Source organism: Microcoleus sp. AT3-D2 (assembly GCF_036705715.1).
GTDB lineage: Bacteria > Cyanobacteriota > Cyanobacteriia > Cyanobacteriales > Microcoleaceae > Microcoleus.
The window spans coordinates 17,875-35,749 of the sequence record NZ_JAUBVE010000013.1; the positions used below are offsets into that span (position 1 = coordinate 17,875).

The following is a 17,875-nucleotide window of genomic DNA, read 5'->3' on the forward strand; positions in this document are numbered from 1 at the left end:
TTAGCAAGGGGGGTTGGGGGGGGTAATTACATTGCACGTTCAGTCAATTTTGTCAAGACTTGATTTGATCGCTCGACAAAATCCTTCATCCCTTCAGCATCGAAACCCTTCTGAGCCATCAAAGCCAAGTCGTAAACGTGGTGACAAATCATACTCGCCAACTGACTTGACGGAGACTCGCCGCCGCCTTGAATAATCGAACCCTGACTCAAACTAGCCAGATTTTGAATCAGCGGGTGAGACGTATTCACCAGCAAAACGTGGTCTTCGGGGAATTCGGCGGCTTGCTGCTGCAAAAGCGCTGTCATGTCGCGCATCCGGCGCAAAGCTTCTGGCAAAAGTACGATCGCAGGTGGCGTCGCCTCCGCAGAGTCAGACTTCAAAGCTTCTGTGCGAATGTTCACTTTCGGCTTATTGAGAGCTTTTTGGAACATTTCTTTAACTTGTTCGCTGCGAGTTTTATTCGTCGCCGGATCGACAATTTCCGCTTCTTTCTCTTTGTCAATTAGCGTTTCGTCGATGTCGGAATCAACCCGCGAGAATTTGACATCTGAGTGTTCTCGTTCCAAGAAGCTGATAAAGTGCGTGTCGATGAAAGAATCCATAAACAGCACTTCTAAACCTTGGCTTTTGTGCATAGCAACGTAAGTTGCTTGAGACGCCGGGTCGGTACAATAAAACACCCGATTTTCGTGGCGTTTTTGATTGCGTTCCAAATACTCTTTTAGAGTCGTGTAAGGCTTCGTGGAACTAGAAGTGTCCGACTTCGGAGTGACATCTTGCCACAAATCTCCTTCCTCTGTTTGCACCTGCACTTCTGGCGTTACACTTTCTGGCTTCTCGGCTGTTGGTTCGTAGGTGCTGCGGTAGATTAAGATATCTTCTACTTGCTTTTTGAACTTGTCATCGTTGAGAGTTCCAAACTTGACAAAAGTGCCGATATCTTGCCAGCAGCGGATGTATTCGTCACGGTCGTCGCGGTAGAGTTCTTTCAGGCGATCGCCCACTTTTTTCGCAATATAATCAGCAATTCTCCGCACAGTGCGATTGCTTTGCAAAGAACTGCGAGAAACGTTCAGGGGAATGTCGGTACTGTCAATAACTCCCCGCAGTGGCATCAAGAATTTCGGGATAATTTCTTCGCAGTGGTCGCTGACAAAAACCTGGTTGCAGAATAGCTTAATATTGCCTTGGGTAACATCGACATCCGGGCGCAGTTTCGGAAAGAAAAGAATTCCGTTAACAATGAAAGGATAATCTGTATTCAGGTGTACCCACAACAGCGGCTCGTCTTGGAACGGGTAAAGGTAGCGGTAGAGTTCCAAGTAATCTTCTTTTTGCAAATTACTGGCTGATTCCCGCCAAATTGCTTTGTGCTTGTTGAGTTCCTCTCCTTCAAATTTGATGGGAACAGGCATGAAATCGCAGTAAGTTTTGATTAACTGCTTGATGCGGCTGGGTTCTAGATATTCTTCTTCTTCATCTTGGAGTGTAAGAGTAATAGTAGTGCCGCGTTCTGTGCGGGAGGATTCTGATAGTTCAAAAGCGGGGGAACCGTCGCAAGACCAGTGTACTGCTTGGGAGCCTTCTTGGTAAGAAAGAGTATCAATCTCTACTTTCTGAGCGACCATGAAAGAAGAGTAGAAACCGAGACCGAAGTGACCAATAATGGCGTCGTCGCCGCTGCCTTGGTATTTTTGAATAAATTCTTCTGCGCTAGAGAAAGCGACTTGGTTGATGTATTTTTTTACCTCGTCGGGGGTCATGCCGATCCCGTTATCGGAAATTGAGAGGGTTTTGTTTTCTTTGTCAATGGCAATGTTGATTTGCGGTTCGCCCATGTCGCCGCTGTATTCGCCGGAACGGGAAACCATTTTGAGTTTGGCAATGGCATCGACGCCGTTAGAAATTAGTTCCCGCAAGAAGACTTCGTGGTCGGTGTATAGCGACTTCTTGATAATCGGGAAAATATTTTCGGTATGGATTGAGATTGTTCCCTGTTCTAAAACTGTCATAATTTTTCGCTAGGTATTTGTCGGGAATGAACCGTAATTAGTCATTGGTCATTGGTCATTGGTCATTGGTTATTAATTGTTAGCCGAGCTTAATTTTCCTGTTATACGTTGTTAGCTGCTAACTACTCGCTACTGACTACTCACTACTGACTAATGACTGAGGACTAATGACTATTTAATGATTTTCGGCGATCGCGCTATCTTCTGCAAAAGGGATTACCCTAAAAAGACGATTCGGTTTCCCTCACATAGTAACTCACAAAGGCAACCGCAGGAGAAAGGTGCTGCCGGAACCCAATTCGCTGCGGGCGCTGAGGGTGCCGCGGTGCGCGCGGGCTATGGTTTGGGCGATCGCCAATCCCAGTCCCGAACCGCCGGTATTGCGCGAGCGATGGCTGTTGACTCGGTAGAATCGATCGAATATTCGCTCTAAATCTGCCGCCGCTATCCCAATACCGGTATCTTGAACCTGAATGATCGCCTCGATGTGATTGCAATCTAAAATAACTGTTACTTTCCCGCCCGCCGGAGTGTATTGAATGGCATTAACAATTAAATTAGCAACTAAGCGATAAAGTTGGTCGGAATTGCCGCCAACATTTAATTGCTGTTTCACCCGCACTTCGGATGTTAGCGCTACCTTAGAAGCGATCGCCAAAGCTGCCAATTCCTCTACTAAATCGCTAACCAGGTCATTCAAACAACACAATTGAGGGCGATCGCGTATCGCTTGATTATCCATGCGAGCCAGTAGCAGCAAATCAGCCACTAACTGAGTTAATCGTCGGTTTTGGCGATCGATCGTCCCCAAAATTTCCCGCGCTTCTTTTTCATCTAATTGAGGCGTCAACAGCGCTGATTCTACTGTCGCCTGCGAAGCCGCTAAAGGCGTCCGCAATTCGTGAGCTGCATCCGCTGTAAACTGTTGGATTTGTCGGTAGGAAGAATAAATCGGTTTCATGGCTAATCCTGTCAATAACCAACTCGAAAAGCCGATCAAAATCAATGCTGTAGGCCATCCTAATTTCAAAACCCATTTCACTGTACTGAGATAATCATTAAAGTCTTGCAGGCTCCGCCCAACTTGAAAATATCCCCAATCTTGCTGTGTTTGGGTGTGTAGCGCTACAGAAATTTGGTGATAAACATTACCTTTGGTGTCAGTTATTGTTTGCCAGTATTGGGAGTTAAATCCGGCTGGTAATTCTTCTGGATAATCGCCAGCCGTAGCAATTAGTTTACCGGAATAATCAAATAAACGAATATAGTAATAGCCTTGGTTGATAGCGCTTAAAATATGGCGGCTTGGCAACTGTTCTTTAATGCCTTGAACTCCAATGAGGCGGAGGTTGGGCAAAAGTTCGTTGACTATAGGCTCCAAGCGTCCGGGCTGCTGTAATTTGAGTTCTAGGCTGTCGTGTAGCGTCCCCGCTACCGATTCTAATTCCCGGTCTATGGCTACCCAGTGAGCGTGGGCGATCGCCTTATATACGCCAAATCCCAACAAGCTTAAAATCAAACCCATTACTGCTGCATAGGAAATGGCTAATTGCCAGCGAGTTCGGTTAAATAGTTTATTTTGATTCACATTTCATATCTTGCTAGTAATTTGTAATTGGTAATTAGTTGAAGATAATATTTTTTATCTACCGCAGAGGGCGCAGAGAACGCAGAGGAGGAAAAAACAGAGAATAAGCTTAAATAATCCGGTTTATGACACCCGTGTTTAAGTCTTGTTAAAATAAAAAATTCCAGGTAAATAATACATTTTTTATATTTTACGGTTATGCCAAATTCTCATGTTTTAGGAACTCTGCATATTCGCTTATTCCGAGTTCCGCAAGTTGTCAGTCTTCTGCGGCAAATTCGCTGTTGTACAGTGTCGCTAAGCTACTTTCATCTACTGCTAGATTAGTAACTAATCTGGCACGTAATTTCAGGAAGGCAATAAATTCAAATACTTGTTTTAGTTGTTCTATATCGAGCTTTCCTAACTCTTGTGGGATTAAATCTTTCATAGCAGTCATTTTTACGATCGAGTTTTCTATATTATAGCCAGATACTGGAAACGAGATATAATACCCCGCCGTTGCCCCTACAGCTTTAATGTCTCATGCGGTATCCGACGCCGTGTACGGTTTCAATTAAATTTGCGCCGCCAACAGACTCAAGTTTGCGTCGCAGCAAACGCACTTGAGCTGCTACCACATTGCTAAAGGTATCTGCACTCGCCTCCCATAGCTGATTCCGAATTTGGTCAGTGGTGATAATTTGGTTCGGATGTTTCATAAAATATTCTAACAATTGAAATTCTTTGTTTGTCAGCGAAATTATCTGATTTTTGCCGTGGAAATCCAGATGACAAGCAGTGCGATTTCCGCAGTCGAGAACGAGATTCCCTACTTGTAGCTGTTGTGGCTGAATTTGGGGCGATCGCCTCTGCAATGCCCGCAACCTTGCTAACAGTTCCGCCATCCCAAACGGCTTGACTAAATAATCGTCAGCCCCGGCATCTAGTCCCGCAACTTTATCTTCCATTCGGTCTTTTGCTGTCAGCATCAATACGGGCAGGGCGCTATTTTTAGCACGCAATCTCCGCAGCAGTTCCAATCCTGACAATCCTGGTAGCAACCAGTCAAAAATAGCGAGGGTGTATTGCGTCCAGTGACTGTCTAAATATTCCCAAGCTTCACTGCCATCCAAAGCCCAATCAACTATATATTTTTCCTGCTTTAAGGTTCGCTCGATCGCTTTCCCTAAATCGGGCTCATCTTCAACTAGCAAAACTCTCATAACTCTAATTTATCGCGGTAAATCTTTATACATTGTTAGCGATCGGCAGCATCTACCCCAACATCTAACATCACATACTGAGATGAAATCAGCATGAAATTTTATGACCGAAACTAATTGGATCGTAAGCCCCCGGATTCATTCCAACGCGCAGGCTGAGTGACGGGAATAAATCTAAAATCTAAAATCTAAAATCTAAAATCTAAAATCGATTGACTTCCCAGAAAAAGATGACTGTTGACAATAATTGACAACAAGCTAGTAATGTCTTATAATCAACCACGAGTAAATTTTTGATAAATATTTTCAATAAGTATGACAGATTTATCCGATCGTCCCGCCATGAAAAAGCCGGGGCGCTGGAGTCGCCGCCAACTGCTACAGCTAGGAATAGCTGGTGCTGGGGTAGCGGGCGGCGCGATCGCACTTCAACACTTGACTCGCAAACCGACATCAGTCGCGAGAGTACCGCCCATGCCTGCAGATGCAGTCACCGTCAGCAATATCAACCCGATGCAAATTGCGCGGGATTTTGATTACGGCACGGTGACGCGCGAAAACGGACGCACGGTACGCGAATTTCGCCTGGAAGCGAATACTTCGATCGTCCAACTTAACAGCGCCGTCACTTTCAACACCTGGAATGTCAACAATCGCGTGCCGGGGCCAACATTGAGGGCAACAGAGGGCGATCGCATCCGCGTCATTTTTTATAACAAAGCCGCCGATTCTCATTCGCTGCACTTTCACGGCGTTCATACCAGCGAAATGGATGGCGTTAAACCAGTGAAACACGGTTCGGTATTTATTTATGAATTCGATGCCAATCCCTACGGAGTGCATCTATATCACTGCCATATTGAACCCGTAACTCGCCATATAGGTAAAGGACTCTATGGAATGTTCATCATCGATCCGCCAAAACCCCGCCCTCCAGCCGATGAAATCTTGTTAATCATGGGAGGATACGACGTAAACGACGACAAAAAAAACGAGCTTTACGCTTTTAATGGGTTGCCCAATTATTACATGAACAACCCGATACCTATTTACCAAAATCAGCTAATCCGGCTATATGTTCTCAACTTAATTGAGTACGAAGCGGCAGTAACCTTCCACTTGCACGCCAACTTTTTTGACGTATATCGCACGGGAATGACTTTGACTCCCAGTGAAAGAACCGATGTAATCACCATGGGAGTAGCTGAAAGACATATTTTAGAATTTACTTACGGCTATGCTGGAAAATTTATGTTTCATCCCCATCAAGATGAGATCGCCGAAGCAGGCTGCATGGGGGTATTTGAAGTCATCACTTAAACCAAATCCTGCTACCAGGGTGCGGCGATTCAAATAAAGTATGAAATTATTTGACAAGCTCGATCGCAAATAGGTAGAATGAATAGCTCGCAAATAATTGAGAATTATTCTTAATAACTTGTGAGTCGAAATGCACATAACGTAAAAATTAGCAACTGCCATGTTACCATCCTTTCGCTTATTACCGACCGCTACGGCTACAGCCATCTTTGTTGCTCTGGCCGGTTGCGGTTCCACCCCCACAACCAGCAACACCGGCAGCACAGTCTCACCCGTGGCCACAGCGAGTCCCGCATCCACAAGCGGTCACAGCGGCAATCACGGCGGCAAAGGTGGCATCAACATCAATACTGCCATTCTTTCAGAGTTAGATAAACTCGAAGCCAAGTTAGGAGTACCGGCACTTTCTAACAAGATTCAAGCCAGCCGCCCTTACGGAAAAGTCGAAGAATTGGTTTCCAAAAATGTCATTACTCAAGCCCAATTCGACCAAATCAAAGACTTGGTAACTATTGAAGATGTCGTCCTCACAGGCGAAGCCAAAGATGTAGACTACATGACTAAACTCGGCTTGATGAAAGGGCATCTTATAGTAGCAAAAGAACTCTTGGATCAAGGCAAAGCAGACCAGGCAGAACCGCACATCGGGCATCCAGTCGAAGAAATTTATGCCGATGTGGAAGATCAGCTAAACGATCGTAAAATTCCCGAGTTTAAGAATACTTTAATTAAATTGCAGGATTTAATTAAAGCGGGTGCAAAAGATCCGGCTCAAGTGAATGCGGAATTCGACACATCAATGCAAGCAGTTGATGGAGCAATTGCCGCCCTTCCCGAAACGCAGCGAAAAGATCCCAAATTCGTGCTGCAAGTGATTAACGACTTGCTAGATACAGCTAATTCCGAATACGCAGCGGCAGTTGCTAACGGCAAAATTTCCGCAATTATTGAATACCAAGATTCGCGGGGCTTTGTCATGTACGCGGAAAGCCTGTACAAAGATATCGCCGCTCAAGTGGCTAAAACCAACCCGGAAATTGACAAAGCAATTGTTGCCAACATGAATGAACTTAAGACAAATTGGCCAACTGCGATCGCACCCCCCGCCCCCGTAAAAACAACCGAACAAGTCAACCAGCTAGTTAAAACGATCGAAAGCGACAGCCAAAAAGTTCTCAAACCCGCCTCTTAAAAACATTACTCTCATCAACAGCGGTAATTGGTAAATAATCTGCCAATTACCTCGCTCCTTAACCAGTCCCATTCCCACCATAAAAAATGAATCTTGGCGAAGCATTGCCCACCTTTGTAATTACTCTCCGCGAAGGAGTCGAAGCCGCCTTAGTTGTCGGCATCGTTCTCGCTTGCCTCAAAAAATCAGGACAAAGTAATTTAAATCCTTGGGTTTTCGGCGGTGTTGCTGTAGGAATTATCGCCAGCGCTTTGATAGGTGTACTGTTCGGCTGGACTATTCAAATTTTGTCTGCATCCAATCAGACTTTTGCACCGATTATGGAATCGCTGCTAGAGGCAACCTTTGGGGTTATAGCAATAGCAATGCTGAGCTGGATGCTGATTTGGATGACCAAGCAAGCGCGATTTATGAAAGCCGAAGTCGAAGGCGCTGTAAGTGCTGCCTTAACGCAAAACTCTCATGCCGGTTGGGGCGTATTTAGTTTAGTTTTTATTGCCGTTTTGCGCGAAGGGTTTGAAACTGTTTTGTTTGTCGTAGCCAAGTTTCAACAAGGCATTATTCCAGCCCTCGGCGCTTTGGCGGGCATTCTCTCAGCCACCGGACTTGGTGTCCTGCTCTTTAAATGGGGAGTCAAAATTAATATCCGCTTGTTTTTTAAATATATGGGCATTTTATTGCTCTTCATTGTAGCGGGTTTAGTGGTATCTACTTTGGGATTATTTGACAGCGCGGTGAATATTTTATCGCAAGCAAATCGCGAGTCAGCAGGGCTGTGTTTCTATTACGAAAGATTTACTAAAATCCACTCTTGCATTCTCGGGCCAATGGTCTGGAATACCTCGAAACTGCTTCCCGAAGACAAGTTTCCCGGTTTGCTGTTGAGTGCGCTCTTTGGCTACACGGATAAGCTCTATGTCGTGCAGGCGATCGCTTATTTCGTCTTTTTAATTACCGTCGGCGGGATTTATTTTCAAAGTTTGGCAGGTCGAGTCTTTTTTCCGTTTAAGAAAACTCAGGTAACGAAATAGGAAATTAAGTGCGATCGAAACGCGATCGGCTTTTTAGTCTGAACTTCCCCCTACAAATATACTTACACAAACTCAAAAGCCTTTCCTAACAAAGGTTTCAATTTTTGAGCAATAAAATATGTACCCAGGTAGATGATTGATATCTGTTTGCGATCGGCAATTATATTGAATCTACAACAATTGAGCGCGATCGCCTGCATCAGCTCTTGCTGATAAATGGGTACAAATCTTCAGATCAACAGTTGCATCCTTTGTTGAGTAAGAGTTTTAGGAATGTTAGTACATTTGTATGGGGAAAGTCCAGTCTCTTGGTGGCCGGAGGCAAAAGTTTAATCATCATTAATCGGCCGGACATGATATAAATCATCCGCCTGCACACGATCTATGCAATCCCTCAATTTTTCAGCCAGCACCTGTACGTGCGGTTCTTGTAGCATACTAAAGGTATTGCCCGGAACATCATAGATCTCCAATCCTCCAGGAGCCAGTTCGCTCCATCCCAAATCAGGCTCTAAGAAGTCAATGTTCTCGATAGGCCGGAAGAGGGTCACTCGATCCGGGTAAACCTGCTTTGGTGCGAACTCCCACTCCGTATTTCCCTCCTCTTTTTTCTTTCGATAAGTGAAGCTTTGGAAAGCTGGAGGCAAAGGACGCCCCATACGCTCGTAAAACTCGCAGTAAATACTCATTAGCCGATTCTTGGCTTCCTCTAGCCTCCTCTGGCTTAACAAGTAGGCGGGGCCAAATCGCAAAAAGTTATTCCAGTGCGCTAAGGCCCGCTCTTCGACTGGCATTATTTTGATGGCTTTATCATCTTTTAAAGTATCTAACAAGGCTACCAGAGCTACCTTTTGACCTTGTGCGTGGAGCTGCTGGGCCATCTCATAGGCTACTCGGCCTCCGCAATATATACCTGCTAAAAGATAAGGGCCTTCAGGTTGGATACTTCGCATTTCTTTGATATAGTTAGCCACAACATCCTTAACCTTATTCAAAGAAACTTCATCCATAATCCCTACCGCTAGCCCATAAATGGGTTGTTCAGGATCTAGATGACTGGTCAAAGAGCGACAGTACTTTAGACCCTCGCCAAGTACATGGATAAAGAACAAAGGCCGCTTAGCACCTCCGGGTTGAATTACTACTAGCGATTCGCAAGGTGCTGACCATCCTTTCTGGCGGAGAATGTTGGCCAGTTGCTCAATGGTTGGTGATTGGAAGAGGGTAGCCAGGGGGAGATTTTTCTCGAAGGCTTTCTCGATTTGTGCTAATAGGCGCACGGCTAGTAGAGAGTGTCCTCCCACGTCAAAGAAATTGTCCTTCACACTGATGGGCTTTTTGCGTAAAACGTCTTCCCAAATTTTTGTTAGTTGGATTTCTAAATCATCGCTGGGAGGCACAAAGGTACTTGCTGGATCTTGCCTGAGCTCGCTGGGTGCGGGCAGGGCGCGCTGGTCTATTTTCCCGTTGGGTGTTAGGGGTATGGTGTCTAGGAAAACGAAGGCTGATGGCACCATATAGTCAGGCAGCTTTTGCTTGAGGAAGCATCGTAGTTCGTCGGTAGTGGGTTTCTGCTGTTGGCTTGAAACAATGTAGGCAACTAAACGTTTGTCGCTTTCTATGTCAACCCTTGCTGTTACTACACAATGCTGCACAGTAGGATATTGGGATAGAGTTGACTCAACCTCCCCCAGTTCGATGCGGAAACCACGGATTTTGACTTGATTATCTATGCGACCGAGAAACTCAATGTTGCCGTCGGGTAGATAACGAGCTAGATCCCCAGTTTTATAAAGGCGTGTGCCTGGTTCATTGCTAAAGGGGTTGGGGATAAATTTATCTTTGGTCAACTCGGGGCGGTTGAGGTAGCCTCGGGTGATGCCTGCACCACCAATGTGGAGCTCGCCCGGTACACCAATGGGAACAGGATTCAAATATTTATCCAGCAGATAGATCTGCATATTGGCAATAGGGCGACCGATCGGAACCTGTGTTTTGAGTCCCGAAGACTGACAATGATATACACTGCTCCAGACCGTTCCTTCTGTTGGCCCGTATTCGTTGAACAAAGATGTGCTCGCGGGCAGCTTAGTATGGCGTTCAACCAACTCTCTAGAACACGGTTCGCCTGCGACAATAACACTACGAAGACAAGTGAGCTGTTGTGGTTCCGCTTGGTCCAAAATCAGGTTATAGAGAGATGGAAGACTCAATAAATGCGATACATGATGTTGAGCAATTAACTTTGTAAGGTGTAACAGCTCTTGTTGGAAGTTTGCTGGTGGTAGGACAAGTATGCCTCCCTGGCACAATGTCCAAAAGATGCCTGCGATCGAACTGTCAAAGGCAAAGGACGAAAGTAAGAAGAAACTGGTGACGGGTTCGCTGTAATAAGAAATACGAGCACTGGTGGAGTGGACTAGGTTTTGATGGGTTACTAGCACTCCTTTGGGTTTCCCTGTAGAACCCGATGTGTAGATTGTGTAAGCCAGGTTATCGGCCGTCACGCGGATGACGGGTTTTTCCTCGCTCTCTTGGGCGATTACTTCCCAGTCGCTGTCCAAGCAGAAACGCTGTGCTTTGTACTCGGAAAAACCTGCGACTAGCTTCTGTTGGGTTAATAGCACCGACACCTGGGCATCTTCCAGCATGAAGGCTAGACGATCCTGGGGATACGATGGGTCTAACGGCAAATAAGCCCCACCAGCCTTGAGAATGCCTAGGAGTCCTACGATCATCTCAAGCGATCGATCTACACAAATTCCGACCAGCATTTCTGGTTCCACACCCAATTTTTGCAGGTGGTGTGCTAGTTGATTGGCACGATAATTGAGCTGCTGGTAGGTTAATTGCTCGTTTTCAAAGACTACTGCAACGGCGTTAGGAGTTCGCTCTACTTGGGCTTCAAATAACTGATGGATACAGGTTTGATTGGGGTAATCTGTCTGGGTGTTATTCCACTCCACTAGCAGTTGATGCTGTTGGGCTGCACTCAACAGGGGTAAGCCCCAGAGGCGCTGTTCTGGATTGGCGACGATGCCTTCCACCAAGGTCTGAAAATTGTTCGTCATCCGGGTGATAGTGAGGGGGTCGAACAAGTCTGTGTTGTATTCAAACCAGCCCCTGATGCCCTCCGCACTCTCTTCTAGTTCGAGGGTTAAATCAAACTTTGCTGTGCCGTTATGGACTTCCAGAGGGATTAGACTTAGACCCCGAAACTCCAGAGCCGCTATCGGGGCATTCTGGAAAACAAACATCACCTGAAACAGGGGGTTTCGGCTCAAATCCCGTTCGAGTTGCAGTTCCTCTACCAACTTCTCGAAAGGCAAATCTTGGTGAGTATAGGCTCCCAAAGCCACCTCACGCACCCGACCTAGCAATTCCCGGAAACTTGGATCGCCTGAAAGCTCAGTTCGTAGCACCAAAGTATTGACAAAAAATCCAATCAACCCTTCTATTTCAGCGCGGTTGCGATTAGCAATGGGAGAACCCACAATAACGTCTTCCTGACCTGTATATCGGTAGAGTAGTATCTGGAAGACCGCCAGTAAGGTCATAAACAACGTAACGCCTTCCTGCTGCGAGATCGCTTTGAGGGCATCGGTACTTTTCTTAGGCAGTTCCAGAAATTCCCTTGCACCTCGATAAGTTTGAACAGGAGGTCGAGGGCGATCGGTGGGCAAATCCAGCACGGGCAACTGACCGCCTAGATGCCGCTTCCAGTAGTTAAGTTGAACCTCCAACACCTCACCGACGAGCCACTCGTTCTGCCAGACAGCAAAGTCAGCATATTGGATAGGTAGTTCAGGCAATGACGAGGAATTCTCAGTGGAAAAAGCTTCATAAAGCGCCGTCAATTCCCGCATAAACACACCAAGAGACCAGCCGTCGGAGACGATGTGGTGCATGGTCAACAGGAGCAAATGTTCCTCTTCTCCTAGGTGCAGGAGTTGGGCGCGAAACAATTGTTGATTAACCAAGTCAAAGGGGCGCTGAGCTTCCTCAGTAGCTAACCGTTGAGCTTCCACCTCCCGTTCAGTCTCAGGAAGTTCTCGGAGGTCTACGATCGGCAACAGCAAGGTAACAGCCGGATGAATGACCTGAATTGGCTGCCCATTCACAGCACTAAAGGTAGTCCGTAGAGCTTCGTGACGCCTCACAATTTCACTTAAGCTCTGCTCTAGTGCCGTCACGTTGAGCGAACCTTTCAAGCGAAGAGCGTTAGGGAGGTTATATAGGGGTGTCCCAGACATCAATTGGTCGAGGAACCACAGCCGCTGCTGAGCAAAGGACAGAGGCAGGTCTCCCTCCCGTGAGATGGGACTAATGGGCTGAGCCTGTAGACTGCCTTTTTCGGCTCGGCTGGCTGTCTCGACGCTATAAGCCAAGCCAGCTAGGGTAGGCTCCTCAAAGAGAGTATGCAGGGGGAGTTCTACTCCGAAAGCTTCGCGCACGCGAGAAATGACTTGGGTTGCTAGTAAGGAATGTCCCCCCAACTCAAAGAAGTTGTCGTGAATGCCCACCCACTCAAGCCTGAGAACTTCGCTCCAGATGCCCGCGAGCACTTCCTCAAAAGGCGTAAGATGCGGCACAAAAGTTTCTTCGAGATTCGATCTTGTCCCGTCAGGCACTGGCAGAGCGCGCCGATCGACCTTACCGTTGGGCGTCAGGGGCACCGCTTCGAGCTGCACAAATGCAGAAGGTATCATGTGATCGGGCAGTTTCTGCTTTAGGTCGCGACGCAGTTCACTGATGGAGAGGACTTGCTCCTGGCCCGGAACCACATAGGCCACGAGGCGTTTGTCATTAAGGGCGTACTCCTGGTCTATAACTACGGCATCCTGAACAGCCCGGTTTTGCATCAGCACTGCCTCAATCTCGCCCAGCTCGATGCGGAAGCCACGAATTTTCACCTGATTATCGATACGACCGAGAAACTCGATGTTGCCGTCCGGTAGATAGCGAGCTAAGTCCCCAGTTTTGTACAGACGTTCTCCGGGTTGATTACTAAAGGGGTTGGGGATAAACTTCTGGGCCGTCAACTCTGTCCGGTTGAGATAGCCCCGAGCTAAACCGTCGCCACCGATGTGCAGTTCACCTGTGACTCCGATGGGGACGGGTTGGAGAGACCGATCCAATATATAAAGCTGAGTATTGGCAATAGGACGACCAATGGGAATCAAACCCGATCGGGTGGTCTGAGCCGGAACCTCATAGATACAGCATCCAACAACCGTTTCTGTTGGACCGTATTCGTTGATTAGTCTAGTTTCAGGTGCGTGAGTCTGCCAGAATGAAATGCTCTTTTTCGAGAGAGCCTCGCCACCGATAATTAAGGCTCTTGTCTGACCCGCCGCCTGCTTACTGGGTAATAACTCACTGAGTAGTGCCAGATGGGCTGGGGTGATTTTGACGAGGCTAAAATTACTTTGAGAACACAAGACTGCACTAAGAGCCTCTATCTCCTGCTTCTCTGGGAGGAAGACTACCCTCTGTCCTACCAATAGGGGAGAGAATAAGCTGGTAATGGTCGCGTCGAAGCCGATCGAAGAATGAACCGGAGAACCAACCCCATCGGCTACTGCATACGCTTTTATGCACCAGCTAAGATAATTGACCAATCCTTGGTGGACAATCATCGTTCCCTTTGGTTTCCCGGTTGACCCAGATGTGTAAATGATATAAGCCAAGTTGGCGGCATTAACCCCGCTGTTGAGATTCTCCTCACTCTCCTGAGAAATTAACCCCCAACCTGTATCCAAGCAGATCGCTAACGCACCTTGCTCAGGCAATCCAGTTAGCAACTTCTCTTGGGTCAATAGCACCGACACCTGTGAGTCTGACAGCATGAACGCTAGACGTTCTTTCGGATACGCAGGATCTAGAGGCACGTAGGCTCCACCCGCTTTGAGAATACCGAGAAGCCCCACCATCATCTCAAGCGATCGCTCTACGAAAATCCCCACTAGAACCTCTGGTCCTACCCCCAGTTTTTGCAGGTAGTGCGCTAGCTGATTCGCTCTGCCATTCAGTTCCCGATAGGTCAACTGTTTGTCTTCATAAACTACCGCCACCGCATCAGGTGTCTGCTCCACCTGAGCCTCAAATAACTGATGGATACACTTATCCTTGGGGTAATCTGCCTGAGTATCATTCCACTCCACCAGAATTTTGTGACAATCCTGCTCGGATAGCAGGGGAATTTCGGCAACGCGCCCTTTGGGGTCAGTTACGATTCCTTGCAAAAAAGTAGCAAACTGATCCAACATCCTGGCAATGCTGTCACCATCCAATGCCTGGGTGTTATAGAGCCAACCGCATTCTTTCCCCTGTGATGGAATGACCAGGGTCAACTCATTACCAAACCCGGTTTGGTGCTCGTCTAGTTTTTCTACCCGCTGTACGACTACCGGAAAAATCGGCTCACGACTCCGATCGGGCAATGAACGAAGAGCCGGATACCTAGCTACGACATCACGCGCATAAGTCTTGTGAAGTTTGGTCAACTCCACCTGCTCCTCAAAGGCTTTAAAAACTTCCTCAAAACTTTGCTCGTAGTCTATATCTACGCGACAAGAAACAATTGAGGCAAAAAAGCCTTCGAGTCCTATCAACTCCCGTTGCAGCTCAACATCTCTAAATCCGATATCAAAACATCCTGTTCCTCCAATACGGGCCAGATAAGTAGCAAAAGCAGCAAACAGAAAGTCACTCTGATTCCAAGCAGGATGGCCCTCCAGAAAGGTTGTGACCTCATGCGGTATGGACATCTTTACACTCGTGTACTGCTTTTGATTCAAGTGCGATGCCGTTCGATCGGCATAGGGAACCGCGATCGGCTGTAACGTCGCCAGCTTCTCTACCCAGAAAGCCTCGTGCTGAGCAATTAACCCATCAAACCTCTCAATACGCCTCGCGCTATCTGGCTCGATGTCCTTAAACTGATACCCAACTTGCAGTCCAAATCTCTCGACCAAATCAGGAATTGATAGCGCTTGACCATCGATGGTCAGCACTTGGCGCAGCGCTACCTCGTAACTTGCTGTAGAAACCGTCAAGAAGCTGGGTTCGATCGCCGTGATTGTTCCTGGAGACGACTTAGAGAGGTCATCTTTAACTTCGAGTTTGGGGATAACGATCGAGTCGCTCCCTATAGCCAACTTGGCCACACCAAGGGGATTGGGGTAGGAACCAAAGTCCAATGCCCTAATGTCGGCATCAATATCATAGGCACAACGATTGAACGAGAGTACACCTCCAGCAAAAAGTCTTTTTGAGTGTCCCACATAGGTTTGCTCATCCAGATTTTGCTTGTTCGATAACGCTTGACCGCTTGAGATCTCATCAACTAATTCTTCAAACGAACGAATTGCCGCTTCATAACATTTCTTATTGAGAGTAAATGCCGTATCGTCATCAGCAATATCGATAGCAACCTGCTTCAGGATATCGCCGCCCTCAACCAAGTCGCTCATCACATACCACCTCACCCCATGAGTCTTCTCCCGGTGCATCAAAGCCCAAGAGGTAGCATTGAGTCCCCCATACTTCGGCCGTGGGGCGTCCTGGTAGTCGATCGCTAAGTGGCGCGGCAACTCCAAAATTTCTTTGGTTAATAGCGACCTGTTGACAATGTTGAATAGGTAATCAAAAGGCTGTTGTCTTAAAAATGCTATGAGATTATCTGTTGGCTGGATGTGAGGTATGTCCTTTGCCTTCGCCCAGCTACTTATCGATGTATCAAAGGAGATGACACCGAAAATCTGATGACCCCGCTCTAAAAGAAGTTCAGCACATTGAACAAGTAAAGTTCCTTCTCCAATAAGAAAGCAACTAAATTGATTCTGAATATACATATTTGTATTGCTTGTAGTTTTAGCCAGTCAATTCACCAGTGTTTACTACGGGGTCTTTCCACGGCATAGCAAATCACTTCATTCCCTTGATACTTATTCTCTGTTTCAGGAATGAAATAGTTCGCCACACGCTCTAGAAGCTTCGTTAGCTAATTTTAGATTTTTTTAAGTAGCTAGGTTGAAATCATCACTCATAATTCGCGATCTAAACCCAGTCCGTCAGCTTTGCCATTGCCACAGGCTAGCCTAGCGATGCACCCGATCCCCGTGATGCCCATCATAAACGATCGCTGCCTAGCCTTGTCAAGGTGCGATCGAACTCCAGCCCAGTCCGCGATGGTTCCTGACGGGCAATTGTCAGCGGAGTTGTAACCTGGACTTCCCCCATACAAATGTACTAACAGTCCTAAAACTCTTACTCAACAAAGGATGCAAATGTTGAGCTGAAAATTTGTACCCATTTATCAGCAATAGCTGACGCAGGCGATCGCCCTCAATTGTTGTATATTCAATATAATTGCCGCTCACAAACAGATATCAATCATCTACATGGGAAAACAATTTTTTCCTCAATACTTGAAACCTTTGTAATGAGATGTTGTTGAGTTTTTGTAAGTATATTTGCAGGGAAAAGTTCAGTTTAATGGAAATGCAGGAGGCAGTTGTTTGTTCCTAATAACTAATGCGCCCCTAACTTAGAGCGCATTAGTTATTAGCTATCTATCGACTGAAGGTAAAACGACCGTCTACTTTTTCGCCGTTAATATCCGCAGTCACTTTCACTGGATACTGACCGGGCTCATTGCCGGGAAACACCACAGCGTAATGTTTGCCCTCAACATCATACTTAAGAGCTAGGGTTTGCTGCTTTCCATTCGGCAACTGCACTTGAGCCGTCACTTTCGCGTTAGGAACTGGTTCCTTTTTCTCCCCTTTTAGCAAAAATAAATCTAAATGAGTTCCGGTAGCTTCTTTTTGAGTTACAAACTCTAAATAGTAAGCTCCAGACTTTACAACTTGCCCCCCTTGAGTTGCTGTTGCAGGAGCAGTGGCGGGAGCCGAAGACGCAGGTTGAGAGGCGACAGGAGGGGATGCTGGAGTGCTATTTGGATCGCTTGCTTGGTCGCCTTTACTGCAAGCTCCCAAAAATAACAATCCGACGCTGCCTAAAATAATTAAATTTGATTGGAGCGATTTCATTTGTTTGAGTCTTTGCGTACAATGATTAAAAAGTATGACACACAAACCTGAAATCAGGATGAAATATTCAGACTTTCATACAGGTATTCGGATCGCGACATCGGAAATTCAATATTTTTATAATTCTTAATCTTTCCCCCCTTGACTCTATAGCCGACTTGAGGGTTTATGCTATTTATAGTTTCCCAAAGAAACTTTTCGATCCTAGATTCCCAGGTAAAAATTAATGACTAAAGCAACTCAGACTAAACGATTCACTCTCGCAGCTTTGACGGCAGTTCTCCTGACAGCAGGTACAGCCGCTGTTGTCTTTGCTGCCGGCCCCTGCACTACTCCTACTCCTGACTGCCCGCTAGCTAATTGCGATAAATAATCCTTATTTCCCCCGGTCTGTGTAGATTCTATCATGGATTTTTAGCATGGGGATAAGCAAGAGAATATCCGACAGCAGCAGTAACTCAAAACTGA

The 17,875-nt window shown here is 46.6% G+C and carries 10 protein-coding genes; 4 read left to right on the forward strand and 6 right to left on the reverse strand.

Annotated elements, in window-relative coordinates; translation table 11 throughout:
* Positions 1–26: 26 nt before the first annotated feature.
* The 4 genes from htpG to rppA form a co-directional block, all read right to left on the reverse strand.
* Positions 27–2,015: a molecular chaperone HtpG gene (gene htpG / locus QUB44_RS08115; RefSeq protein WP_333365334.1), complete on the reverse strand. Its 1,989-nt coding sequence runs from the start codon at positions 2,013–2,015 to the stop codon at positions 27–29.
* Positions 2,016–2,271: 256 nt separating this feature from the next.
* A complete protein-coding gene (gene rppB / locus QUB44_RS08120) occupies positions 2,272–3,603 on the reverse strand; it encodes a two-component system sensor histidine kinase RppB (protein ID WP_333365338.1) in 1,332 nt (443 codons plus the stop codon).
* A 259-nt stretch (positions 3,604–3,862) separates the two neighbouring features.
* Positions 3,863–4,033 carry a hypothetical protein gene (locus QUB44_RS08125; protein ID WP_333365341.1) on the reverse strand — a complete coding sequence of 57 codons (171 nt, stop codon included), beginning with the start codon at positions 4,031–4,033 and terminating at the stop codon, positions 3,863–3,865.
* Positions 4,034–4,118: 85 nt separating this feature from the next.
* Positions 4,119–4,808: a two-component system response regulator RppA gene (rppA, locus tag QUB44_RS08130; RefSeq protein WP_333365344.1), complete on the reverse strand. Its 690-nt coding sequence runs from the start codon at positions 4,806–4,808 to the stop codon at positions 4,119–4,121.
* A 315-nt stretch (positions 4,809–5,123) separates the two neighbouring features.
* On the opposite strand from rppA, the gene QUB44_RS08135 reads away from it, so the two are divergent.
* The 3 genes from QUB44_RS08135 (at position 5,124) to QUB44_RS08145 (ending at position 8,351) form a co-directional block, all read left to right on the forward strand.
* Complete coding sequence (locus QUB44_RS08135) at positions 5,124–6,128, forward strand: multicopper oxidase domain-containing protein (RefSeq protein WP_333365347.1); 1,005 nt, start codon at positions 5,124–5,126, stop codon at positions 6,126–6,128.
* A 160-nt stretch (positions 6,129–6,288) separates the two neighbouring features.
* Entirely contained in the window at positions 6,289–7,320 is a 1,032-nt protein-coding gene (locus QUB44_RS08140; RefSeq protein WP_333365351.1) for a helix-hairpin-helix domain-containing protein, read from the forward strand.
* An 86-nt stretch (positions 7,321–7,406) separates the two neighbouring features.
* Complete coding sequence (locus QUB44_RS08145) at positions 7,407–8,351, forward strand: FTR1 family protein (RefSeq protein WP_333365353.1); 945 nt, start codon at positions 7,407–7,409, stop codon at positions 8,349–8,351.
* A gap of 329 nt (positions 8,352–8,680) precedes the next feature.
* Here the strand turns inward: QUB44_RS08145 and QUB44_RS08150 are convergent, their stop codons facing one another.
* Together QUB44_RS08150 and QUB44_RS08155 are read right to left on the reverse strand one after the other, a co-directional pair.
* Complete coding sequence (locus QUB44_RS08150; protein WP_333365357.1) at positions 8,681–16,207, reverse strand: amino acid adenylation domain-containing protein; 7,527 nt, start codon at positions 16,205–16,207, stop codon at positions 8,681–8,683.
* A gap of 720 nt (positions 16,208–16,927) precedes the next feature.
* Entirely contained in the window at positions 16,928–17,407 is a 480-nt protein-coding gene (locus QUB44_RS08155; RefSeq protein ID WP_333365360.1) for a hypothetical protein, read from the reverse strand.
* A gap of 226 nt (positions 17,408–17,633) precedes the next feature.
* On the opposite strand from QUB44_RS08155, the gene QUB44_RS08160 reads away from it, so the two are divergent.
* Positions 17,634–17,780 (forward strand): porin, encoded by a 147-nt coding sequence (locus QUB44_RS08160; RefSeq protein WP_333159148.1) that lies wholly within the window; start codon positions 17,634–17,636, stop codon positions 17,778–17,780.
* Positions 17,781–17,875: the final 95 nt, after the last annotated feature.